The sequence below is a fragment of the Sphingobium xanthum genome (assembly GCF_019737615.1).
Classification (GTDB): domain Bacteria; phylum Pseudomonadota; class Alphaproteobacteria; order Sphingomonadales; family Sphingomonadaceae; genus Sphingobium; species Sphingobium xanthum.
Window position 1 is genome coordinate 227,477 of sequence record NZ_JAHKKS010000004.1, and the last position, 21,474, is coordinate 248,950.

General features: G+C 64.8%; 22 protein-coding genes. 12 read left to right on the top strand and 10 right to left on the bottom strand.

Annotated elements, in window-relative coordinates; genetic code table 11:
* The first annotated feature begins 6 nt into the window (after positions 1-6).
* From KM135_RS09530 to KM135_RS09545, 4 genes are read left to right on the top strand one after another with little or no spacing between them, the layout of a single operon-like run.
* Positions 7-714, top strand: coding sequence for a biotin--[acetyl-CoA-carboxylase] ligase (locus tag KM135_RS09530; RefSeq protein ID WP_221713842.1), 708 nt, complete (start codon positions 7-9; stop codon positions 712-714).
* A 32-nt stretch (positions 715-746) separates the two neighbouring features.
* Positions 747-1,535: a type III pantothenate kinase gene (locus KM135_RS09535; RefSeq protein ID WP_221713764.1), complete on the top strand. Its 789-nt coding sequence runs from the start codon at positions 747-749 to the stop codon at positions 1,533-1,535.
* A 16-nt stretch (positions 1,536-1,551) separates the two neighbouring features.
* A complete protein-coding gene (locus tag KM135_RS09540) occupies positions 1,552-3,198 on the top strand; it encodes a ribonuclease J (protein WP_221713765.1) in 1,647 nt (548 codons plus the stop codon).
* Positions 3,199-3,213: 15 nt separating this feature from the next.
* Entirely contained in the window at positions 3,214-3,495 is a 282-nt protein-coding gene (locus KM135_RS09545) for a DUF1467 family protein (protein WP_221713766.1), read from the top strand.
* A 10-nt stretch (positions 3,496-3,505) separates the two neighbouring features.
* Here the strand turns inward: KM135_RS09545 and KM135_RS09550 are convergent, their stop codons facing one another.
* Positions 3,506-5,662 carry a hypothetical protein gene (locus KM135_RS09550; protein WP_221713767.1) on the bottom strand — a complete coding sequence of 719 codons (2,157 nt, stop codon included), beginning with the start codon at positions 5,660-5,662 and terminating at the stop codon, positions 3,506-3,508.
* A gap of 317 nt (positions 5,663-5,979) precedes the next feature.
* Between KM135_RS09550 and KM135_RS09555 the strand changes: the two genes are divergently transcribed.
* The 4 genes from KM135_RS09555 to KM135_RS09570 all read left to right on the top strand — a co-directional run bounded on the left by KM135_RS09555 (position 5,980) and on the right by KM135_RS09570 (position 10,106).
* The gene (locus KM135_RS09555; protein ID WP_221713768.1) at positions 5,980-6,291 is read left to right on the top strand and encodes an Hpt domain-containing protein; all 312 of its coding nucleotides are present in this window, start codon (positions 5,980-5,982) and stop codon (positions 6,289-6,291) included.
* 93 nt (positions 6,292-6,384) lie between these two features.
* Entirely contained in the window at positions 6,385-7,599 is a 1,215-nt protein-coding gene (locus KM135_RS09560; RefSeq protein ID WP_221713769.1) for a hypothetical protein, read from the top strand.
* A 33-nt stretch (positions 7,600-7,632) separates the two neighbouring features.
* Positions 7,633-8,706: a hypothetical protein gene (locus KM135_RS09565; protein WP_221713770.1), complete on the top strand. Its 1,074-nt coding sequence runs from the start codon at positions 7,633-7,635 to the stop codon at positions 8,704-8,706.
* Positions 8,703-10,106, top strand: a complete 1,404-nt coding sequence (locus tag KM135_RS09570) for a sensor histidine kinase (RefSeq protein ID WP_221713771.1) — start codon at positions 8,703-8,705, stop codon at positions 10,104-10,106. The genes KM135_RS09565 and KM135_RS09570 overlap by 4 nt, the downstream gene beginning before the upstream one ends.
* A gap of 35 nt (positions 10,107-10,141) precedes the next feature.
* Here the strand turns inward: KM135_RS09570 and KM135_RS09575 are convergent, their stop codons facing one another.
* On the bottom strand, positions 10,142-10,738 hold the full coding sequence (locus tag KM135_RS09575) for a glutathione S-transferase family protein (RefSeq protein WP_221713772.1): 597 nt from the start codon (positions 10,736-10,738) through the stop codon (positions 10,142-10,144).
* A 96-nt stretch (positions 10,739-10,834) separates the two neighbouring features.
* Between KM135_RS09575 and KM135_RS09580 the strand changes: the two genes are divergently transcribed.
* Positions 10,835-11,236: a hypothetical protein gene (locus tag KM135_RS09580; protein ID WP_221713773.1), complete on the top strand. Its 402-nt coding sequence runs from the start codon at positions 10,835-10,837 to the stop codon at positions 11,234-11,236.
* A 48-nt stretch (positions 11,237-11,284) separates the two neighbouring features.
* Here KM135_RS09580 and KM135_RS09585 read toward each other — a convergent pair whose 3' ends face one another.
* Both KM135_RS09585 and KM135_RS09590 read right to left on the bottom strand, forming a co-directional pair.
* Positions 11,285-13,468 carry a 3-hydroxyacyl-CoA dehydrogenase NAD-binding domain-containing protein gene (locus tag KM135_RS09585; RefSeq protein ID WP_221713774.1) on the bottom strand — a complete coding sequence of 728 codons (2,184 nt, stop codon included), beginning with the start codon at positions 13,466-13,468 and terminating at the stop codon, positions 11,285-11,287.
* A 14-nt stretch (positions 13,469-13,482) separates the two neighbouring features.
* The gene (locus tag KM135_RS09590) at positions 13,483-14,691 is read right to left on the bottom strand and encodes an acetyl-CoA C-acetyltransferase (RefSeq protein ID WP_221713775.1); all 1,209 of its coding nucleotides are present in this window, start codon (positions 14,689-14,691) and stop codon (positions 13,483-13,485) included.
* Between the two features lie 370 nt (positions 14,692-15,061).
* On the opposite strand from KM135_RS09590, the gene folE reads away from it, so the two are divergent.
* Positions 15,062-15,658, top strand: coding sequence for a GTP cyclohydrolase I FolE (gene folE, locus KM135_RS09595; RefSeq protein ID WP_221713776.1), 597 nt, complete (start codon positions 15,062-15,064; stop codon positions 15,656-15,658).
* Positions 15,655-16,425, top strand: coding sequence for an SDR family oxidoreductase (locus KM135_RS09600; protein WP_221713777.1), 771 nt, complete (start codon positions 15,655-15,657; stop codon positions 16,423-16,425). The genes folE and KM135_RS09600 overlap by 4 nt, the downstream gene beginning before the upstream one ends.
* Positions 16,426-16,531: 106 nt before the next feature.
* On the opposite strand, the gene rplI is transcribed toward KM135_RS09600, so the two are convergent.
* The 6 genes from rplI to KM135_RS09630 all read right to left on the bottom strand — a co-directional run bounded on the left by rplI (position 16,532) and on the right by KM135_RS09630 (position 20,573).
* Positions 16,532-17,134, bottom strand: coding sequence for a 50S ribosomal protein L9 (rplI, locus tag KM135_RS09605; RefSeq protein ID WP_221713778.1), 603 nt, complete (start codon positions 17,132-17,134; stop codon positions 16,532-16,534).
* Positions 17,135-17,147: 13 nt separating this feature from the next.
* Positions 17,148-17,372 (bottom strand): 30S ribosomal protein S18, encoded by a 225-nt coding sequence (gene rpsR / locus KM135_RS09610; RefSeq protein WP_221713779.1) that lies wholly within the window; start codon positions 17,370-17,372, stop codon positions 17,148-17,150.
* 14 nt (positions 17,373-17,386) lie between these two features.
* Positions 17,387-17,821, bottom strand: coding sequence for a 30S ribosomal protein S6 (gene rpsF, locus KM135_RS09615; protein ID WP_221713780.1), 435 nt, complete (start codon positions 17,819-17,821; stop codon positions 17,387-17,389).
* Positions 17,822-18,004: 183 nt separating this feature from the next.
* Positions 18,005-18,511: a cytochrome c gene (locus KM135_RS09620; RefSeq protein WP_221713781.1), complete on the bottom strand. Its 507-nt coding sequence runs from the start codon at positions 18,509-18,511 to the stop codon at positions 18,005-18,007.
* Positions 18,512-18,651: 140 nt separating this feature from the next.
* Positions 18,652-19,020: an EF-hand domain-containing protein gene (locus KM135_RS09625; protein WP_221713782.1), complete on the bottom strand. Its 369-nt coding sequence runs from the start codon at positions 19,018-19,020 to the stop codon at positions 18,652-18,654.
* A 167-nt stretch (positions 19,021-19,187) separates the two neighbouring features.
* On the bottom strand, positions 19,188-20,573 hold the full coding sequence (locus KM135_RS09630; protein WP_221713783.1) for a Mur ligase family protein: 1,386 nt from the start codon (positions 20,571-20,573) through the stop codon (positions 19,188-19,190).
* Between the two features lie 62 nt (positions 20,574-20,635).
* Here KM135_RS09630 and KM135_RS09635 point away from each other — a divergent pair, with 62 nt between their 5' ends.
* Positions 20,636-21,466, top strand: a complete 831-nt coding sequence (locus tag KM135_RS09635) for an LD-carboxypeptidase (RefSeq protein ID WP_221713784.1) — start codon at positions 20,636-20,638, stop codon at positions 21,464-21,466.
* Positions 21,467-21,474 lie beyond the last annotated feature (8 nt).

Here is a 21,474-nt window from a genome sequence, read left to right on the forward strand (position 1 = left end):
GAGCGCATCCGGCTCGTCGCGGAGACGGGTTCAACCAATGCCGATCTGAAGGCGCTTGCCGCATCGGGCTGGCCGGAAGGCCAGTGGCTGCGGGCCGAACGCCAGATGGCAGGACGCGGGCGCCTCGGACGGGACTGGACCAGTCCCAAGGGCAATCTGCAAGCATCGACGCTGATCCGCCTGCACCCGACCGATCCGGCGGTGAGCGGCCTGGGGCTCATGCTCGGCGTCGCGGTCCATGCCGCGCTGGCCGGCCTGATGCCGAGCGCGGCCTTCCAGCTCAAATGGCCCAATGACGTCATGCTCGGCGCAGCCAAGCTCTCCGGCATGTTGCTGGAGCGGGAAGGGGACTGCGTCGTCATGGGCGTTGGTGTGAACGTGCGCGAGGCGCCGCGACTGCCCGACCGGGAGACGATCGCTTTGGCCGATCTCGAGGGTGGTCAGGGCTGGACGGCGGATGATGTGCTGAATGCGCTCGTACCCGCCTTCGATCATTGGCTCGCGACATGGCGCGAGGGCGGCACGGCAGCGATCGTCGGCGCCTGGCTGCAGCGGGCGCACCCGATCGGCACGCGCCTGTCGGTCTCGACGGCAACCCATTTGCCACAGCAAGGGCGCTTTCTGGGCCTCGACGCGGATGGGGCCTTGATCCTCGGCCTCGACGACGGCACGAGCCATGTCATTCACAGTGGCGACGTAGGCGTTCTGCCTTGAGTCGTCTCCGCAGCGCCTGAAAGGGCTTGGCCATGCTTCTCGCCATCGATGCCGGCAACACCAATGTCGTCTTCGCCGTGTTCGACGAGGCACGGACGATCAAGGCGCGCTGGCGCATCGCGACCGACCCGCGCCGCACGGGCGACGAATACGCCGTCTGGATCCACCAGCTTCTCCAGCTCGACGGCATGGCGATGAGCGACGTGACTGCCGTCATCATCTCCACGGTCGTGCCGCGCGCGCTCCACAATCTGGAAGTGCTGGCCCAGAAATATTTCAAGGTGACGCCGCTCATCGCGGGCGAGACCCCGGCGCAGTGGCATATCAATGTCGATGTGCCCTTGCCCGAGCAACTCGGTGCCGACCGCGCGCTGAACGCCATTGCCGGCCATGCTGCCTATGAAGGCGATCTCATCATCATCGATTTCGGCACCGCCACGACCTTCGATCATATCGACTATAGCGGGGCCTATAAGGGCGGTATCATTGCGCCGGGCATCAACCTCTCGCTCGATGCGCTGGTGAACAACGCCGCCAAGCTGCCCCGCATCGCCATCGAAGTGCCGGAAGGCAACGGATCGGTGATCGGACGGACGACCGAGGATCAGATGCTGATCGGCGTCTTCTGGGGCTATGTGGCGATGATGGAAGGCCTTGTCGCCCGTATGCGCAAGGAAATCGGCCGACCGGCGCGCGTGATCGCGACCGGGGGGCTCGCCGTGCTGTTCGATATGAAGACCGACTTGTTTGATGCGATCGTGCCGGATCTGACTCTGACTGGCCTGGCGCTCCTCTATGAACGGAGCCGGATAGCGGCATGATGATGGAACCCACACGATGACGCCTGGCGAAGAGCTGCTGTTCCTGGCCCTTGGCGGCTCGGGCGAGATCGGCATGAATCTCAATCTCTATGGCTGCCGCGGCAAATGGCTGATGATCGACCTGGGCGTGACCTTCGCCGATCCGGCAAGCCCCGGCGTCGAGCTGATCATGCCCGATACGGCCTTCATCGAGGAGCGGCAGAAGGATCTCCTCGGCATCGTCCTCACGCATGGTCATGAGGACCATATCGGCGCAGTGCCTTATCTCGCGGCTGATCTCGGCGTCCCGCTCTACGCGACGCCCTTCACCGCCGGCCTGTTGCGCGGGAAACTCGCCGAGGAGAATCTGGAAGAGCAGGTCGAGCTCAACGTTATCGAGGTGGAAGTGCCGTTCACGCTGGGTGAGTTCACCCTGCGCTACGTGCCGCTTGCCCACAGTATTCCCGAAGGCAACGCGCTGTTGATCGAGACGCCTTTTGGCCGGATTTTCCATACGGGAGACTGGAAGCTCGACGAGAAGCCGCTGATCGGTGTCCCGGCGACCGAAACGGAACTGAGCGAGATCGGCGATGCGGGCGTTCTGGCGCTCGTTTGCGACAGCACCAATGTGTTCAATGCCGAAGCCAGTGGTTCCGAAGCCTCTGTGAAGGAGGATCTGCTTCAGTCCGTGGGAGACGCTCGGGGCCGGGTGGTCGTGACCACTTTCGCCAGCAATGCCGCGCGATTGCAGACATTGGGTGAGGTCGCGCGAGAGACCGGCCGCTCGCTGTGCATTGCCGGTCGGTCGCTGGAGCGGATCACCTCCGTCGCGAAGTCCTGCGGCTATCTCGCTGATTTCCCTGCGCTGGTCGATTTTGACGGGATCATGGCGCTGCCTCCGCGCGAAGCGATGATCATCGCGACCGGCGGGCAGGGCGAGACACGCGCGGCGCTGGCCCGCATGGCGTTCGACCAGCATCCGGTAAAGCTGGAAGCGGGCGACACGGTCATCTTCTCGTCTCGCAAGATTCCCGGAAACGAGATGGCGATTGGCCGCATCCAGAATGCCCTGGCGCAAAAGGATGTCATCATGATCACCGAGAGCCAGGCTCATGTGCATGTCTCCGGTCATCCCGGTCGCCCCGAACTGGCCGCCATGTATCGCTGGATCCGGCCGGAAATCCTTTTGCCGGTCCATGGCGAGCTTCGCCATATGGCCGAGCAGGGGCGCCTTGGCTTGGAATGCGGCATCGATCGGACGATCCTCCAGACCAATGGCGATGTCATTCGCCTTGCGCCAGATGGGCCGGAAAAGCTGAGCGAAGTGCGCGCGGGGCGCCTTGTCCTCGATGGCGACGTCATCCTGCCGGCCGACGGCATGACAATGAACGAGCGACGCAAGCTGATGCTCCATGGTCATATCAGCGTCGGCTTTGCCATCGGTGGTTCCGGGAATCTCGCTGGAAAGCCGGACATTCGCCTGCAGGGCGTGCCGATCGAGGAAGATCGCGAAGCCTTTCTGGAGGAAGCCGCCGAGGCGCTGATCGCCACGGTCAAGTCGCACGGTCGGCGTTCGGAGCTGGAAGCACTGCGCGAAACCGTGCGTATCGCCGTGCGCCGCGTTGCGACTGAATGGACCGGCAAGAAGCCCATCGTCGATGTGACGATCGTTCAGCTCGGCTGAAGGTATAGAGAGCCCATGCGTTTCACGTCGTTCCTCGCCATTTATTTCCTGTTCTGGTTCCTCAGCCTTTTCCTTGTCTTGCCGTTCAGTGCTCGCACGTCGGAAGAAGCCGGCGTGGAAAAAGTGCCTGGGCAGGCGGACAGCGCGCCGGCCGAATTCAAACCGCTACGCATCATCACGCGGACCTCTCTGGTCGCGGCTGCGTTCTTCGCTATGTTTTACCTGAACTACGTCAATGGCTGGGTGACCGCCGAGACGTTCGACTTCCTGTTCGATCCGCCGGACCTGAAGAACTGAGCTCTCCCGCTCAGTGCGAGCGCAGCCGCTCGATCGCCTGCGCCAGCGCCACGTAGAGCTTGCCGATATCGGATGAGATCATGGTCAGCGCCAGTGTGCTGCCATCCTTCGCGGCCATGACGGTCTTCAGCAAGGCTTCGAAGTCGTGGACATAACGGTTCACATGTTCGCGAAAATCCGTGTCCTCATTGTAGAGCGCATGAACATGCTTCGCTTCGGCGCCCGTCACCAGCCGGGTCGCGCGGCGCGCGAACAAGCCCTGATCGCCCTTTAGATAAGACGTCCAGTCGGCCTCGGACACGTCCTTGTCGAGCCACTTGTTGACGTCGATGGCCCGCTCGTTGAGCGAAGCAATGAGCTGGGCGGAGCGATGCGCCATCAGATCGCGATCCTGGCCCTCGATCCGCTCGGCATTGCCGGCCAGCGTGCGTTCGAGTTCCTGACTCGCATCGGTCAGGCTCAGCATCTGTCGGGTGAGCTTGTCGGTCGCGCGGTGCGCCGCCTTGACGGCATCGTCGGCGACGATCGATAGCCGGTCGAGCTGCTCGGAGACGGACCTGGTGACCGCCTCCTGCACGGCAGCGCCGCTTGCCTTGTGAAGCTCAGCCGCCGCTTCCGGGATGACCGCGCCGATCGCCGCGCGAGCACGCGCAGCGGCGGCATCCGCCGTCTCACGCACGCGCACAAGTGCTTCGACCATCTGGGGGCCAACCGTCTCGCCGAAACGCGCCATGCCGTCGCTGGCCTGACTGACGGCGCTCGCCAATGCGTCGATCTGCTGCTTCTGCGCGACGAGTGCGCCCTGCGACTTCTGCAAGGCATCGGTCAGCGCGACGACATGCGATTTTGCAAGCTGATCGGACTCGTGCATCTGGCTGACGACGCCCTTTGCCACCGCCTCGACGGCTTCGATCGCGGGATTTGCCGAGCGGATGCGCTCCTGCATCGCGCTGATCTGCACTTCCACGCGCCCGATCGCCGAAGGGATGCTCTCGTCGAGTTCCCGCACGCCGGAATCGAGCGCGACGAGCAGCGCCTCGGCTTTCTTGATGAGCTGCTCGGAGCTGCCATGGCCGCTCTCTACGGCATCCATCAGACGCTTGGTATCGCCCGACAGCTGCATCATCGTGGCCGAGAGCGTCTCGGTGCGCGCGATGGCGGATTGTTCCAGCAGGTTGAATTCGCCCGCGAGCGCCGTGACGCCTTTTGCCGTGCCTTCGAGCCAGGCATTGCTCTTCTCGGCCTGACCAACGATGCGTTGATCCAGCGCGTCGAGAATGGTCTCGATCTTCCGGCAATGCTCGGCAAAGCGGCTGAGCGACTGACCGGACGCACCGTCGATGGCAGTGCGGCTCTGTTCGACGAGGCCGGCAAGCGCGGCCATCTGGTCCTCGATGCGCTGCTCGGAGCCGTCCAGCACTGCCTTGACCCGATCGAGCGTGAGATCGAGCCGTGCCGAGGAAAGCTCGGAAAGACCAGCCAACTCTTCGCCAGCGAGGCGCGTGCCGTCACGCAGGCCGCCGAGCTGCTCGGCCAGAACCTGCGCCGCGCTCTGCAATTGCAGCCGCGCTTCCTCCGCGACGAGGGCAGTCGACTGGAGCTGCTGGTCCATGCTGTCATGGCGCTGGCCGAGGTCGGTTCCAACGCGGGCCAGAGTTTCGCCGAGGGTCGCGAGCCGATCCTCCAGGCGCGGCAGCGCGTCAGTCATGGCGACGATCTTGTCGCCGAGCGCCGTCAGCGTGGCGATCGAGGAACCGGTGCTTTGCTCGAGTTGGCCGGTCTGGGTCGTCATGGCATGGATGGCGCTCAGGATCGCCGCCGAAGACTGGTCGGCAACAGCGGTGAAGTCCCGCGTCTGCGTCATGAGCTGGTTATGCGCCTCACCCAGCCGCGCCGAGGCCTGATTGGCTTGTTCGGCAATGTTCTGCGCCTCGGCCGCGTTGCGGCGAGCTGACCGGCCGAAGCCGCCGGCGGGCCGACGCAGGAGGAGCGCGCAAAGGCCTCCGATGAGTACCAGGGGCGCCGTCAGGACGGCGATAAGATTGATGATCGGCGCAAACCGGATCGCGGCATCGACGCTGACGCCGCTGGCGACCACGATAGCGATCCACGCAAGGGCGACCAGGCCAAGCAGAGTCACGAGCGCGAGGCGGAGGTTGCTGTTCATAGGGTTTTGCGTGACATCGTCGAGAGGAGAATCCGAGCCTGCTTCGGCCGCTGCGGCACGGCTTCTGTCGCGGCCTGAAAAGCGATCCGGAAACGCGGGTTCATTCCAGCCTGAATCCGTTTCGCGCAACCGCGCCAACCATGCCTGGCTCATATTCTCTGCGTCCCCCGATGGTCCGGACTCTGGCCCCTGCGTCCCGCTCTGGGACGGATTTGTCTCTTTTCGGGATCCGGACATGGTCCGTCCTTAACATGTTCGCTCTGGCGTGGAACGGCAATTTTACGATCTGTTTACATTTGCGAGGCTATCCAAATGCCATGGCATATGATCCCGGTACACTCGAAGCGGCGCTCTCTGCGGCAGTCGGTTCCGACCTTGCGCTGATTGCCGAATTGCGCCGCGCCTTCCTCGAAAGTGCGGAGCGTCAGATCGATCTTCTGTCGCGTGCCCGTTGCGACGCCAACTGGACGATGGCCGCGCTCCGGCTGAAGGGGCTTTGTGCCAGTTTCGGCGTCAACAACGTCATGAACCTCGCCGATGAGGCGCTGGAGAGCGCGCCGGGCGATCCGGTGATCCTGCGCAAGATCAGCCGTGCGATCGCGGCGATAGAGACCGACGCTCAGGGCTGACCTTTCAGAACATTGCGATGCGACCGGCTTGCAATCGTCTCTGGCGGTTGCCAGACATGATGCGTGTCGAAAGCCCGAAACTAGGTTTGCTCCATGGCGCTTGTTGCTCTGCTGAGCGCGCGCGATGGTGCGCGTGATCGCGCAGCGCCCGACCGGGCTGCGGCGCTGATCGACTTTGGCGGGCAGCCGCTGGTCGAATATCAGGCGCGTCTTGCGGTCAATGCCGGTGCGGAGCGCATCCTCATCCATGTCGAGGCCGCAGCGCCCGATCTCGCGCAGCTCGTCGATCGTCTGGCGGCCGGCTATCAGCGCGACGTGGCACTCGTGCAGGACATGACCTCGCTGTCGCGCAGCCTCATGCCGGAAGATCGTATCCTGCTTCTGGCGGAAAATCTCATCCTCCCATCCGAGGCTCTGGCCTCGCTGCTGGTTGCCGGGCCAGCGGGGCTGCTGGCGCTGCCGTCGGTCCCGGCCACCTCGGCATTCGAACGCATCGACAGCGAAGCGAACTGGGCAGGCGCGCTATGCCTGCCGGGAACCAGCGTGCTGGCGACGCTCGACATGCTCGGCGACTGGGACCTGGGCCTTACCCTGCTGCGCCGTGCCGTCCAGGAGAGCGTGCGCCGCGTCGCGCTCTCCCCCGAACTGGTCATGGACGGGCGACTGGCGCTGATCCGAGACCAGGCGAGTTCCGACATTGCCTTGCAGGCGCTCAGCGACAACAGCCAGGCGACACTCGCAGAGCGCAGAGCAGGCCTCGCCAGCCTGTTCGCGCCGGTTTCTCGCTCGATCGTGCGGGAAATCGTGCGGCGCCAGATCGAACCGAAGAGTCTCGCTTTGACGGCCTTGCTGGTCGCCGCCGGTGCGGTGGCGCTGGCCATCAGCGCCTGGATGATCCCGGCGCTGATCCTCGTGCTTCTTGCGCTGGGCGCGGCCGATCTGGCGCATCAGGCCGCGATCGTGACGCTCCGCGCGCCTGGCTCGCCCTGGCGAAACAGGCTGGTTCAGGCGGCCGGGATCCTTATCCTCGCGATCCTCGGTTTCCATCTGTCGGCAGGGCAATTGCTGGCGCTAAGCGGCGCCTGGCTGCCACTCTTTTTCATTGGCGTGCTTGCGTTGGCGGAGGATCTGGACCCACCTGCTGGTTTGTGGGCCCGATGGGTGCGACTCACTGTGCCGAGCGCTGTCATACTCATCCTGCTCGGCCTGCTCCTCGGCATGGTCGGGCCGGCCTTTGCCCTGCTCGGAGCGCTCGTCGCGATCGTGTCTGCCGTGCGTATTCTGCCGATCCGTCAGCTCAGGGTTTAGGGCCTATTAAGCCCGTTCCGCTATGGACGAGGCATGAGTGTGGGCAACGACCAAGGCCAGGAGCGCCCCTTTGGCGCGGGCGGGCGCGCGAGCGCGCGCCTGACGGCTCGGCTGTTCGAGGATGTCCGCCATGGTGCCGATCTCGTCCAGTTGGCCGATGCCGCGCCGCGCCGCTGGACCGATGCGCTCCTGGCCGAGACCCGTTTCCATCTCTCCGGCATGATGAATGCGATCGAGCTCGCCCTCGGTCTGCATATCAGTGATCCGCGCGTCGAGACCCTGATCGGAGATCTCGGCAACGGCTATTGCCGCCACGCGATCGAGCAGGAACTGAGCCTGCTTTCCCCCGAATTGCTTGGCCATTTGCGTCGCCGTGCTGCCGTTGCGCTGTTGCTTCGGCAAGAGGCCAATGCCGGCACGCCCGCCAGCCTTGCCGCGATGACCGGCAAAGCCGGCAATGAACGCTATCTCGATGCGCTGGCCGCGCTAGGGATTGCCGAGCGCCGCTGGTGCGCGCCGATGTTCCTCGATGCGCCGATGCGCCCGGACTTGCCCGCCGAGCATTTCCACGATCTCGCCTGGACTGTCGCGGCTTTGCTCATTCGCGGCTGCGAGCGCGCGTCCGGCGGCGGCCCTGCGCTCGTCAAGGCCATTGCGCAGGCTACTGAGCGACTGATCGGCCGTCATGACGAAGGGCAGGGCGCCTTCGCACTCGCCCAGCGTTGCGCGCGCAGCCTGCCGAACGATACTCGCTTCGCGCTGGCGTCCGCAGCCCTTGCGGATGCCCGCCTTCTGCTTTTCGCTGCCCTGGCGGAGAGCGAGACTGGCCTCCCCATCGATGAGGTGCTCGATGCGTTGATCGGGGAAAGCGACGAGGCGCGTCATGCGATCTTCCGTCTGCTGCGCGTTGATGACGCCGTGGCATTTCGCGCTGCCGAACTGCTCGCGCCGCTGACCGGCATGGCGGCCGGCGGCGACGCAGCGCTCGTCGCCTTCGTCGAGGCCTATCGCCGCGTCGAGCATGCCCATGCCGAGCTTTGGCTTGCCCGAGCCTCCAGTCCGCGCGCCCTGACCGACAAGCTCGCGCTCATGGAGCGCCCGCGATGAACGCCGTTCTTGCCGCCACGCCGGTCCAGGCGCGGCTCGATGCGGAGGGCCGTATCCTGCACGCCGATGAGGCGCTGCTCACCCTTCAGGCCAATGCCGGCGGCGATCCGCGCGGGCCTCTTGCCATTCCGGCGCTGGCCGCGCTCGTCCGGCTCGTTCAGCGCCTGCGCATTCCGATTTCGCGCTCCGTTGAAGTAGCACAGGGCGAGGCGGACATCAGCATGTGGGTCCAGCTCCGTCCAGACGGCGAGGGCTATGCGCTCGCCATCGCTGACTGGCAGACCCGCACGCCGCGCGATCTGCCGAGCGACGTGACGGCGCTCCGTCCGCAAGCCAATGCTGACTCGGAAGCGGGCTGGGCCTGGCAGGTCGATGCGCATCTGCGCTTTCGGCAGGCCGGTCCCGCCGTCGATGCGCTTGGCCATGAGTCGCCTCGCGCCGGCGATCCGCTGACCGCATATTTCCTGCTCGACGCGGCGAATGGTGACGGAGCGCCCATGCCGCTTGTCGAGGCGCTTGCGCTGCGTGCTCCGTTCCGCGATCAATCCGCGCGCCTGCGCGCTGATCCGGCGATCGTCTATCATCTTTCCGGCGAGCCCCTGTTCGACACGAGCGGCGGCCTCATGGGCTATCGCGGGAACGCCGTGCGCATGGACGCGACATCCGCAGCCAGCGCCGCCCCGGAACCCGAGACAGCGCAGGCCGGAGTCATCAACATGTTCGGCCCTGACCTTGGCCGTCGACTCGATCAGGCTCTGCGTCAGCCGCTGGGCCGTATCATCGCCAATGCCAGCACGATCAGCGGCCAGCTCGAAGGGCCGCTGCGTCAGGACTATGCCAACTATGCTGCCGACATCGCGCTCGCCGGCCGCCATCTGCTCGAACTGGTCGATGATCTCGCGGATCTTCAGGCCATCGAGCGCCCCGGTTTCACGACGGCGAAGGAAGAGGTTGATCTGGCCGACATGGCGCGTCGCGCCGCCGGCCTGCTGAACGTCAAGGCCAATGCTGCGCGCGTGCGAATCCAGACGCCGCCGCTCGGCGAGACGGCGCCGGCCCGCGCGGAATATCGCCGTGTCCTCCAGATCCTCGTCAATCTCATCGGAAATGCGGTGCGTCACTCGCCCGAGGGCAGCACCATCTGGGTTCGGGTCGATGAGGAAGATGGCCGTGCCATTGCCGTAGTCGCCGATCAGGGTGGCGGCATTGCGCCCGAGGACCATGAGCGCATCTTCGAGCGGTTCGAGCGCCTCGGCCTCAGCGGCGGCGAGGGGAGCGGCCTTGGCCTCTATATATCGCGCAGGCTCGCGCGCGCGATGGACGGCGACATCGTCGTCGATAGCGCCCTGGGGCAAGGGGCCCGTTTCATGCTGAACCTGCCCGCCTGGCGAGGCGGCTGAAACACAAGCTCCGCAATCCAGCTGGAACGGATTGGCTATGCCGCCGGCTTCCAGCCCGGCAATTCATAGCCGATCGCCGCTTCCACCGCGCAGGTCCGCGCGACGGCCGGGCGCGCCATCATCCGGTCGTGATGGGCGACAAGCGCCGGGAAGTGATCGGCATCCAGTCCGAACGCATTGCGAAGACGCCAGAACAGGCGGAACAGATGGATGTCCGCAATCGTCATACGGCCGCCGACGGCCCAGTCATTTGCGCCGAGCCGTTGCTCGGCCTGCCCAAGCACGGCTTGCACCTCCTCAGTGCCGGCTCGCCGCGCGGGATGGATTGTCGCCGCGATGAACGACATCCACGAGATGACCTGCGCCTGTTGCGCGATCCCGTCCGGCAGCAGTCCCGCTTCGGGAAAGCGCAAAGCCAGATAGTAGAGAATGGCCGCTACTTCGGTCAGGGGCTCGCCGTCGACGATCAGGGTCGGCACCTTCCCTTCGGGGTTGATCGCGAGATATTCCGGCGCCCGCTGCTCCTCCCTGGCGAAGGAGAGTGGCCGGATGTCGAATGGCGCACCGATCTCGTGCAGCGCAATATGCGGCGCCATCGAGCTGGAGCCGGGCGCCAGATAGAGTGTGAGCATGATCGCTGAGCTCCAGTGGTCGCCTAAAAGTGGCGTCCGCGCGACACCGTTTGTTTACGCCGTGCGTAGTAGCAGGGAAGGCCGGAGTTGCGAACGATGTTGACGGAACTCAGCACATTGCACGACGAGATAGAGCGCTTGATCGCAGAGCTTGAAGCGCTGACTGGCGAGGAAGTGCCGCGCCTCGACGTGGTGGCGAACGCTCGCCTTAAACTCACGCGCGTCAGTCGCCGGCGCACGACGCTCCTCGAGACGGCCATTTATCCTCGCCTGCTGGAAAGCGCATCGGCCGCTGATCTGAGCAAGGTCGAGGCGTTGCGCAGCAGCGGCAAACAGTCGCTCATCGCTTCGGGCGCGCATATCGGTCGATGGACGCTGAGCGAGATCGGAGCACATTGGCGCGACTATTGTGCCGCGTCCCACGCACTTCGGGTATCCATGCGCGAGCGCATCGAGCAGGAGCGTACCATCATTTATCCGTTGCTCATTGGGCGCTAGGATCTCGCCGCCTGAGCGGCGACTTTCATCGGCTTTGAGCGGGCGGCGTCAGGCGGCCTTCACGATCTTGCTTCCGTAATAGGTCGCTCCGCTCGCGGCCATGTCGCGAAGCTGTTGCGGCGGCGCGAACCGGTCCCCATGCTCGGCGGCCAGGCGATCGAGCGTTTCTACCACCGTCTTCGGCCCGATCGTGTCGATCGCCGAAAATGGCCCGCCGGTATAGGGCGCAAAACCCCAGCCGAAGATCGCGCCGAGATCGCCATCTTCCGGCGTCACCAGCACACCCTCAGCGAAGCAGCGCGCACATTCCACCAGCTGGCGATAGAGCAGCCGCTCACGCACAGCCTCAGGCGTGGGCTGGGCAAGCGCAAGCGGATAGTCCTGACCGAGACCGGGCCAGAGCGCCTTTTTCCCATCGGCGGGATAATCGTAATAGCCCTTGCCGTTCTTGCGCCCGAGCCGGCCGATCTCGACCATATGCGCCGCCACATCGTCGGCCAGGCTGGCGACATAGGCATCGCCGAGCGCCTTCCTGGTCGCCAGCGTCACCTTGTGGCCGAGCTCGATCGAGACTTCATCCGAGACCGCAAGCGGCCCGACCGGCATGCCGAGCTGCTTGCCCATATTCTCGATAAGCGCGGGGCCAACGCCCTCGGCCAGCATCTGCGTGCCTTCCATCACATAGGTGCCGAAGCAGCGCGACGTGTAGAAACCGCGCGAGTCATTAACGACGATCGGCGTTTTGCGGATCTGCGCGACGAAATCGAGCGCCTTGGCGATGGCAGCCTCGCCAGTCTGCTTGCCAAGAATGATCTCGACCAGCGGCATCCGCTCGACCGGCGAGAAGAAATGCACGCCGATGAAATTCTCCGGCTTCGACCAGGCGGCGGCGAGCCCCGTGATCGGGAGCGTCGAGGTGTTGGAGCCGAAGATCACATCCGGGCCGAGCACGGCCTCGACCTTATTCGTCATCTCCGCCTTGATCGCCGCGTCCTCGAACACGGCCTCGATCACGAAGTCGCAGCCCTTGAGCGCCTCGACATCGGTGACGGGTGTGATCCGACCTAGCGTCTGCGCCATCTTCTCGGGCGTCATGCCGCGGCCGATGCGTTTCTTCATCTGCTCCTCGGCATGCGCCTTGCCCTTGTCAGCAGCAGCTTGATCGCGATCGAGCAGGACCACCTCGATCCCGGCCTGCGCCGCGACATTGGCGATGCCGGCGCCCATCATGCCCGCACCCAGCATGGCGAGCTTCTTCGTCGGCGCCTTCTCGACACCAGCGGGACGCCGCGCGCCACGCTCGGCCGCCTGCTTGGAGACGAAGAGCGTGCGGACCATGTTCATCGCCTGCGGATCGGACACGACTTTGGCGAAATATTTGCTCTCGACGCGGATCGCCTTGTCCATCGGGAGCTGGATGCCCTCATAGACGGCGCTAAGCAGCGCGTGCGGCGCGTGGATGTTCCGCTGGGTCTGCTTGGTCGTCATGACCGTCGCGGCCATCATCGTCTGGATGAAGCCGGGATTGAACTGGCCCGATCCGCCCGGCACCTTGAAGCCCTTGACGTCCCACGGCTGCGTCTTCGCGTCAGGATTGGCCTTCACCCAGGCCTTGGCGACCTCGATCGCCTTGCCCGGCTCGGCCAGCTCATCGACCACCTTCATGCCGAGCGCTTCGGCAGGCCGCCAGTTCTTACCCTGCAACATGTACATGAGCGCGCCCTGGATGCCGACGAGGCGCGGCAGGCGCTGCGAACCGCCGCCGCCGGGGAAGAGGCCGACGAGGATCTCCGGAAGCCCGATGGTCACGCGCGGATCGCTCGTCAGCACGCGGTGATGGCAGGCCAGGGCGAGCTCCAGTCCGCCGCCCATGCACGTGCCCTCGATGGCAACGGTGACCGGCTTGCCGCAGGTCTCCATCTTCCGGAACAGGTCGTTGAGCACGAAGACCTTGTCGAACAGCGCGCTCATATCGGTGCTGCCGCCACCCGCCGTTGCATCGCGCAGCATGGCGTTCAGATATTTGAGGTCCATGCCGGCCATGAAGCCGCTGGCCTTGCCGGACGCGAAGACCGCGCCCTTGATCGCCTCGTCGCTCGCGAGCGTCGCGATCGCCTCGGCGAAGTCGGTCAGGAATTCCGGCGTGATGACGTTCATCGACTGGTTCGGCACGTCGATGGTGAAGAGCGCGATGCCGTCGGCGTCGATCTGGGTCGTGATGGTCGTGGCCATGATCTCGGCTCCTCTCAAACGCGCTCGATGATGATGCCGGTGCCCATGCCGGCGCCGACGCACAGATTGATGAGCGCCGTGCCCTTGCCGGAGCGCTCCAGCTCGTCGAGCGCGGTGCCGAGCACCATCGCGCCGGTCGCGCCGAGCGGATGCCCCATGGCGATCGCGCCGCCATTCACGTTGATCTGGCTGTGGTCGAGGTTCATCGCCTGCATGTAGCGCAGCACCACGGACGCGAACGCCTCGTTGAGTTCCCAGAGGTCGATGTCGCCTTTGCTCATGCCGGCCTTCTTGAGCAGCTTGTCGGCAATGCTCTCCGGGCCGGTCAGCATGATCATCGGCTCCGAGCCGACCGACGCCATCGCCTTCATCCGGGCGCGGGGCTTCAGGCCATATTTCTCGCCCATCGCCTTGTTGCCGACCAGCACGGCCGCGGCGCCATCGACGATGCCGGAGCTGTTGCCGGCATGATGGACGTGATTGACCTTCTCCAAATCGGGATAGCGCAGCAGCGCGATCGTATCGAAGCCTGGCATCTCCTCGCCCATCGCCGTGAAGCTGGCCTTGAGGCTGGCGAGGCTCTGCATCGTCGTCTCGGGTCGCATATGCTCGTCATGATCGAGCAAGGTCTGCCCGATCACGTCCTTCACCGGCACGATCGACTTCCTGAAGCGGCCTTCCGACCAGGCATGGGCCGCGCGCTTCTGGCTTTCGACGGCATAAGCGTCGACATCGTCGCGCGAGAAACCGAATTTGGTCGCGATCACGTCGGCGCCGATGCCCTGCGGCGCGAAATAGGTCGAGTAAGCGACATTGGGATCAGATGCCCAGGCGCCGCCGTCCGCGCCCATCGGCACGCGGCTCATGCTCTCGACGCCGCCGCCGATCGCCAGTTCTGCCTCGCCGCTGATCACCTTGGCCAGCGCCATGTTGCTGGCTTCGAGGCCCGATGCGCAAAAGCGGTTGATCTGGACGCCCGGCACCGTTTCGGCGAAGCCGGCGGTGAGCACGGCGAGACGCGCAATGTCCGTGCCCTGTTCGCCAACCGGCGCGACGCAGCCAAGGATGACGTCATCGACATCGGCCGTGTCGATGGCGTTGCGCTCGCGCACGGCCTGCAGCACCTGCACCGCGAGCTGCACGGGCGTCACTTCATGGAGCGAGCCATCCGGCTTTCCTCGCCCGCGCGGCGTGCGGACCGCATCGTAGATGAAGGCTTCCATGGCTTGCTCTCCTGTGGACCGATGCGGGCGGAAAACCGTCCCGACTACTTCTGCAACAATATCGGCAATCGGGCGGGTTTCTGCAAGAAAAAGCTGGAATTTCCGCGCGGAACGCCAGCCGCCATAGCGCGGGAGCGGCTGTCGCGAATGTCTGATTTCGGCCTTACCCTAACGTAAACGGAAAGTGAAACCAGTTGCTCTGGAAGAGGATTTAATGCGCCTTTTCAATCCCGAAACAGGGCTTCACGGGCTATGCCTTTCGCGACTCGGGCGCGCCGGAGTTGAATCGCAGTGCCCAACGGCCTATCTCGCCGCAACGCACCGTTCGGCATGCTCTTCCCGCGTGTCTCCTTTCGTGCAGGAGTGAAGCATGTCCAATCAGTCCGAAGCCAATTACAAGGTCGAGGTGCCGGAGGACGTCCAGGAAGCGATCCGGACGATCATTCGCTGGTCAGGCGATGATCCAACCCGCGAGGGTCTCGTCGAGACGCCCAAGCGCGTCGCGCGCGCCTGGAAGGAATATTGCGAGGGCTATGACGAGGACCCGGCCTTCCATCTCTCGCGCATCTTCCACGAGGTCGGCGGCTACGACGAGATCGTGCTGCTGAAGGACATTCCGTTTCAGTCGCATTGCGAGCATCATATGGCGCCGATCATCGGCAAGGCGCATATCGCCTATCTGCCCGGGGACTATGTGGTCGGCATCTCCAAGCTGGCCCGCGTGTTGGAAGCCTTCGCCCGCCGCTTGCAAGTGCAGGAGCGGCTCACCGCGCAGGTCGCCGACTGCATCTGGGAGAATCTGAAGCCCCTCGGCGTTGCCGTTGTCGTCAAGGCGACCCATGGCTGCATGACCGGTCGCGGCGTGCGCACCCATGGCACGGACATGCTGACCAGCCGCATGATGGGCGTGTTCAAGCGCGACGAGAAGAGCCGCGAGGAAGTGCTGCGCCTCATGGGCGTGCAATGAGCGAGGCGCCGCCGCTCGCTCTGGTGACCGGCGGCCATAGGCGCCTGGGTGCCCGCATCGCCATGCGGCTCGCCCGCGCCGGCTATGCGCTGGCGGTCCATGGGCGCCACGATGCGGAGCCGCATCCCTTCCTGGCCGACGTTCTGGCCGAGACAGGCGTGCCATGGGCAGGCTTCGTCGCCGATTTTCTGGAGCCGGGCGCCGTTCAGGACCTGCTCCCCGCTGTCATCGCGCATTTCGGGCGCGCACCGGACCTGCTGGTGAACAGCGCGTCGCTGTTCGGCCATGATCGCCTCGATACGGTGACAGAGGCCGATCTCGCCCAGCATTTCGCGGTCAATGCCAGCGCGCCGGCGCTGCTGACGCAGGCCTTCGCGGCCGCCGAGCGAACGCCGGGTGCGCAGGCGGCGATCGTCAATCTGCTCGATCAGCGCCTTGTCCAGCCACATAGCGATCAGCTCGCCTATACGATGAGCAAATATGCGCTGGAAGGCTTCACCCGGATCGCCGCGCGCACGCTTGCGCCGCATGTCCGCGTCAATGCCGTGGCGCCGGGCCTCACGCTGATAACGGAAGATTATGCCGAGGCGCAGGTGGACCGGCTTGCCGCCGCGATGCCGCTCAAGGCCCTGCCGGGCACGGACGATATTGCCGAGGCGGTTCTCTATCTTGCACAGGCGGATGCGGTGACCGGCCAGACGATCTTTGTCGATGGCGGCGCCCATATGCGCAGCTTCGCGCGGGATTTCATGTATCTGGAGGGGTAGGGGCGCCGCCGCTACCGCTTGAGATCGTTGCAACGAACCAAAGACAAAGAAAAAGCCCCGCAGGATCGCTCCGGCGGGGCTTTCTCTATCTTGGCAGCGGGAAGCCTCAGGCTTCGTCGCTCTCCGCGGGCTCGTCGGCCGCTTCGGCCACGATCTCGCCGGGCTCCGCATTCGGATCGTAATCCTCGGTGAAGCCAGCCTCGTCCTTTTCGAACATGGAGGCCATGACGTCGACGCCGTCCTTCTGCAGGTCGGCTTCTTCCGGCGAACGGGCAACGTTCACCTGGATCGTCACGGCGACTTCCGGGTGAAGCGACACGCGCACGTCGAACAGGCCGAGCGTCTTGATCGGGCGCTCCAGGACGATCATCGCCTTGGAGACGACCGTGTGACCGGCTTCGTGCAGGGCCTCGACGATGTCGCGAACCGAAACCGAGCCGTAAAGCTGGCCGCTGTTCGACGACTGGCGGATCAAGACGACCTGAACGCCGTTGACGCTTTCGGCCGACTTTTCGGCATCGCCGCGACGGGCCGCATTGTCAGCCTCGATCTTGGCGCGGTTGGCCTCGAACACCTTCTTGTTGGCGTTGTTCGAGCGGAGTGCCTTCTTGTTGGGCAGCAGATAGTTGCGTGCGTAACCGTCCTTGACGGTCACCACGTCACCGATCGCGCCCAGCTTCTCGATGCGCTCGAGCAGAATGATTTCCATTGGTTCTACTCCCTCACTTCACGATGTAAGGCAGCAGGCCCAGATGACGGGCGCGCTTGATTGCCTGGGAAAGCTCGCGCTGCTTCTTCGCCGAGACGGCGGTGATGCGCGAGGGGACGATCTTGCCGCGCTCGGAGACAAAACCCTGCAGCAGGCGGACATCCTTGAAATCGATGCGCGGTGCGTCCTTCGCGGAGAAGGGGCAGGTCTTGCGGCGGCGGAAAAATGGGCGTGCCATGGTTCAGGTTCTCCTTATTCGCCGTCGGACGCTTCGTCGCGGTCGCGACGCGGGCCACGATCGCCACGATCGCCGCGCGGGCCACGGTCACCACGATCGCCGCGGTCGCCACGCTCGCGGTCACGATCGCTCTTGCGCATCATCACCGAAGGACCAGCCTCCAGCTCATCGACGCGGATCGTCATGTAACGGATCACGTCTTCGTTGATCTGCGTCTGGCGCTCCAGCTCGGCGACGGTGCCGGCAGGCGCGTCGATGTTGAGCAGCACATAATGCGCCTTGCGGTTCTTCGCGATCTTGTAGGCGAGGTTGCGGAGACCCCAGTTTTCCACCTTGGTCACCTTGCCCTCCTGGGCCTCGACGATCTTGGTGGCATTTTCCGCCAGCGCATCGACCTGGGCCTGAGCCAGATCCTGACGCGCAAGGAAAACATGCTCATAAAGCGGCATGGTTCATGCGTCCTGTCTTTTGGCCGATTGCTGATGGCCGCACCATGCGGACACCCCTCCGGCTATCGTCTCAATAAAAAATCGCGCGGCAAAGCAGGCCTCGCCCCGCGAAGGCGCGGCCTATGACCGAAAACGCCGGGAATTGCAAGCGCTGGACGCCGCAATGGCCAGAGGTCGCCGCCGTCAGCTCTCCGGATACCAGAATTTGGCATGGCACGCTTCGCAAACCGCGTTGAGCCGTGTCGATGCCTCGCTAAGCGCGGCACTGTCCCTGGTGCCCACCGCCGCGATAAACTGCTCCGAGACTTCGGCGAGATCGCGAGACGCGGAGGAGAAGGCTGCAGGGTCGCGGTCGATGAGGGCGCGGATCTCGCTCGCGGTCGCACCGCCATCCGGCAGCGACGTTCCTGCTGGAACGATTTCGATGCGCGGGGCCGCGCCCATCGCCAGTGCTGCGGCTTTCATGTCGGTCGCGGCCTCGCGCAGCTCGGCCCAGTCGGTCGGCCCGAGGCGGGTAGCGTCCACATCGCCCTCGTCGGTCATGGCGCGATTGCCCACGGCCCAGAGCGTGTCGGCGCCGGGCGCGATCCTCTGCGTCATCAGCGTCTGCAGGATGAGTGGCGGGTCCTCGGCCGCCCGGACGGCAGCGGTTGCCATGAACAGCGTCAGCCCTGCCATGAACAGCTTCATGCATCCTCCCATCATTTTGGGTGGACCATGCAATCGGGAAATCCTTGCGGCCTTGATCTGGAGCAAGGACACCGCTGAGTCCTCCCACGCGCTGTTGAATGCGAAGAGGAAAACTCAGCGGTCAAAGCGAATGGCGATATTCAGCCTTTGTGCTTCGCGTGCTTCGCATCGGCGGCGGCATATTCGGTCTGCGAGATCGATCCATTGCCGTCCGCATCCGCTTGCTGCCACCAGGCGGTCTTCTTCGCGACGAATTCGGCCTGCGAAATTTGGCCGTCGCTATTGCTGTCCGAGTCCTTCCAGGCGGCCGCTTTGGCGCCGGCTTCGGTCGCACTGATCTGCCCGTTGCCGTCCTTGTCCATCTTGGCCCAGGACGCGGTCACGGAGGCGTCGTGCTCAGCTTTGCTGATCTGACCGTCGCCATTTGCGTCACTCTCCTTCCAGCCGCCGGCCAGAGCCGCGCTGCCGAGGGTGAAGCTCGCTGCGATCACGATGATGGTCCGTTTCATGGCACTCTCCTTCTGTTTGAACGGGGCTTTTTCCGCTCTGGAGAGGGAACGTGCGTTCTCGCACGACGATGCGCCGGGGAGGCTGAAGCGCCCTCGCATCGGGCCAATCCGCTCCACAGCTTCGCTGCGAGCTGGAATTTCTTGAAATTCTGCGCTTTCGGATACGCCTAGCGAGCGTCGATCTTTGCGAGAATATCCCGTGCGAACGTCGTGAGGCTGTCGTCGCGCGCGCCCATGATGACGATCCGGTCACCGGGCTGTGCGAGTTCGACAAGGCGCGCACCGCAATCGGCGCGGTTCGCGATATGCTCGGCCCGGCCAGCGAGGCCGGCCAGCAGCACTTCGCTGCCCATACTGCGATCGACCGTCCCGCCGAAATAGGCGGGATCGCAGACGATCAGCCGGTCGTCGCCATCGAGCCGGGAGGCGAATGTCGCCGCCAGTTCGACGCCCATCTTGCGCAGCGGGCCGAAGCCATGGGGCTGGAAGAAGGCAAGGATTCGGCCGGGGAACTGCTTGAGCGCGGCGAGCGTGGCGGCGACCTTGTCGGGATTATGACCGAAATCGTCGATAACGGTCACGTCCCTGGCCGTGCCGACAATGTCGAACCGCCGGGCGAGGCCGGAAAAGCGCTCGATCGCGGCGACGCACTCTTCGATGGTGACGCCCGCCGCCCGTGCCGCGGCAATCGCGGCGAGGGCGTTTGCCACATTGTGCCTGCCCGGCACTTTCAGGCGCATCTGGTGAGCGCCGCTCTCGCTCAGCAACGTGAAGCCGATGGCCGTCGGTTCGGGCGCCAGATCGGTCGCGCGAAAATCCGCCCCCGTCGAGAAGCCGAAAGAGAGGAAATTGCCGTGGTCGAGGGTCTCGATGATCGCGCACGTCTCGGCATCGTCGGCATTCCAGACGACCTTGCCGGACACGCGCGCAAAGTCCGCGAACAAGCGGCGCAGCTCGTCCATAGCTTTATGGTCCTCGCTCACATTGGTGAGCACCGCAATGCCGGGCCGGTAGAGTGCGATCGATCCGTCGCTTTCATCGACTTCGCTGACGAAGGCATCGCCGCGACCGGTGCGGGCCGTGGCGAAGGGCGTCGAGGCATCGATGAAGTCCTTCATCACCGCGCCGTTCATGATCGTCGGGTCGCGCCCGGCGCTGGCGAGGATCCAGCCGATCATACCGGTGACGGTCGACTTGCCGCTGGTTCCGCCTACGGCAATGGGCAGGGCGCTGGCGTTGAACAGGTCTGACAGCAGATCGGCGCGGGTCTTGCGAGGGCAACCCAGTTCCTTGCCGCGGATGATGTCCGGCACCGTGTCCTCGATAGCCGCCGAAGCGACGAGAATCTGCTCGGGCGAGACGAGCCCGCTGCCGTCCTGCGGAAACACCTCAATGCCCTGCGCCGCCAGCCAATCGAATTTCGCCGCGATCCGGCCCTGATCGAGCGCACGGTCCGATCCGCGGACCTTTGCGCCGCGCGCCTTGACGATGAGCGCCAGAGGCATCATGCCCGAACCGCCGATGCCGCAGAAGAAATATTGGTTTTGGTTCATGGGGTCCGCTCGCTATCGGGGCAGCGGGCCGGAGGCAAAGGAAAAGGAAGGGCGGCGCTGACATGACCCGCAGGATCGGCATCTGCGCCCCTTCGACGGCCTTCACGCGAGAGGATGCGGCGCGGGTGACGGCGCTGGCTGTGGAGCATGCCCCGTCGCTGGAACTGATCTTTTCCGATCAATGCTTCGTGGTCGAGGGGCATTTCGCCGGTCCCGACAGCCTGCGCCGCGATGCCTTCGTCGCCATGGCCAATGATCCGGCGCTCGACGCGGTCTGGTTCGTGCGCGGCGGCTATGGCGCGGCGCGCATGGCCGAGGATGCGATTGCATTGCTGGAAGCGCCGGCCGCGCGAAAGATCTACATGGGCTATAGCGACGGCGGCGTGCTGCTCGCCGGTCTGTACCGAAAGGGGCTGGGCCGACCGTTCCACGGCCCGATGCCGACGGATATCAGGCGCAGTGGCGGCGAGACCGCGGTCATCCGGTCGCTCCTCTGGTTCGCCGAGCAGGCTTCGGAGTCTGTCGAGCCCTCACTGGAGGAAGGCCGGTCCTACGCTGCCTTCAATCTGATGACGCTCTCCATGCTGATCGGTACCAGCCTGATGCCGGACCTCGCCGGTCATATCCTCCTCGTCGAGGAAGTCAGCGAATATGACTATGCCTTCGATCGCGCGATGTTCCATGTCACCAATGCGCTGTCCGGCGCGGGGCTGGCCGGTCTGCGCCTTGGTCGGGTGAGCGAGGTCGTCGAGAATGACCGCCCGTTCGGCCACGATCATGAGGCGATCGTCCGGCACTGGTGCTCGCGGGCCGGCATAGCCTATCTTGGCCGGGCGGATATCGGCCATGATGCCGCCAACCGGATCGTACCCTTCGGCCGCTTCTCCCGCTAGCGAGCGGG

Bases quoted from the DNA above. Each gene is read 5' to 3' on its own strand.
- KM135_RS09535 (WP_221713764.1), top strand. From the start codon at position 747: ATGCTTCTCGCCATCGATGCCGGCAACACCAATGTCGTCTTCGCCGTG.
- KM135_RS09540 (WP_221713765.1), top strand. From the start codon at position 1,552: ATGACGCCTGGCGAAGAGCTGCTGTTCCTGGCCCTTGGCGGCTCGGGC.
- KM135_RS09545 (WP_221713766.1), top strand. From the start codon at position 3,214: ATGCGTTTCACGTCGTTCCTCGCCATTTATTTCCTGTTCTGGTTCCTC.
- KM135_RS09550 (WP_221713767.1), bottom strand. From the start codon at position 5,662: ATGAACAGCAACCTCCGCCTCGCGCTCGTGACTCTGCTTGGCCTGGTC.
- KM135_RS09555 (WP_221713768.1), top strand. From the start codon at position 5,980: ATGGCATATGATCCCGGTACACTCGAAGCGGCGCTCTCTGCGGCAGTC.
- KM135_RS09560 (WP_221713769.1), top strand. From the start codon at position 6,385: ATGGCGCTTGTTGCTCTGCTGAGCGCGCGCGATGGTGCGCGTGATCGC.
- KM135_RS09565 (WP_221713770.1), top strand. From the start codon at position 7,633: ATGAGTGTGGGCAACGACCAAGGCCAGGAGCGCCCCTTTGGCGCGGGC.
- KM135_RS09570 (WP_221713771.1), top strand. From the start codon at position 8,703: ATGAACGCCGTTCTTGCCGCCACGCCGGTCCAGGCGCGGCTCGATGCG.
- KM135_RS09575 (WP_221713772.1), bottom strand. From the start codon at position 10,738: ATGCTCACACTCTATCTGGCGCCCGGCTCCAGCTCGATGGCGCCGCAT.
- KM135_RS09580 (WP_221713773.1), top strand. From the start codon at position 10,835: ATGTTGACGGAACTCAGCACATTGCACGACGAGATAGAGCGCTTGATC.
- KM135_RS09585 (WP_221713774.1), bottom strand. From the start codon at position 13,468: ATGGCCACGACCATCACGACCCAGATCGACGCCGACGGCATCGCGCTC.
- KM135_RS09590 (WP_221713775.1), bottom strand. From the start codon at position 14,691: ATGGAAGCCTTCATCTACGATGCGGTCCGCACGCCGCGCGGGCGAGGA.
- folE (WP_221713776.1), top strand. From the start codon at position 15,062: ATGTCCAATCAGTCCGAAGCCAATTACAAGGTCGAGGTGCCGGAGGAC.
- KM135_RS09600 (WP_221713777.1), top strand. From the start codon at position 15,655: ATGAGCGAGGCGCCGCCGCTCGCTCTGGTGACCGGCGGCCATAGGCGC.
- rplI (WP_221713778.1), bottom strand. From the start codon at position 17,134: ATGGAAATCATTCTGCTCGAGCGCATCGAGAAGCTGGGCGCGATCGGT.
- rpsR (WP_221713779.1), bottom strand. From the start codon at position 17,372: ATGGCACGCCCATTTTTCCGCCGCCGCAAGACCTGCCCCTTCTCCGCG.
- rpsF (WP_221713780.1), bottom strand. From the start codon at position 17,821: ATGCCGCTTTATGAGCATGTTTTCCTTGCGCGTCAGGATCTGGCTCAG.
- KM135_RS09620 (WP_221713781.1), bottom strand. From the start codon at position 18,511: ATGAAGCTGTTCATGGCAGGGCTGACGCTGTTCATGGCAACCGCTGCC.
- KM135_RS09625 (WP_221713782.1), bottom strand. From the start codon at position 19,020: ATGAAACGGACCATCATCGTGATCGCAGCGAGCTTCACCCTCGGCAGC.
- KM135_RS09630 (WP_221713783.1), bottom strand. From the start codon at position 20,573: ATGAACCAAAACCAATATTTCTTCTGCGGCATCGGCGGTTCGGGCATG.
- KM135_RS09635 (WP_221713784.1), top strand. From the start codon at position 20,636: ATGACCCGCAGGATCGGCATCTGCGCCCCTTCGACGGCCTTCACGCGA.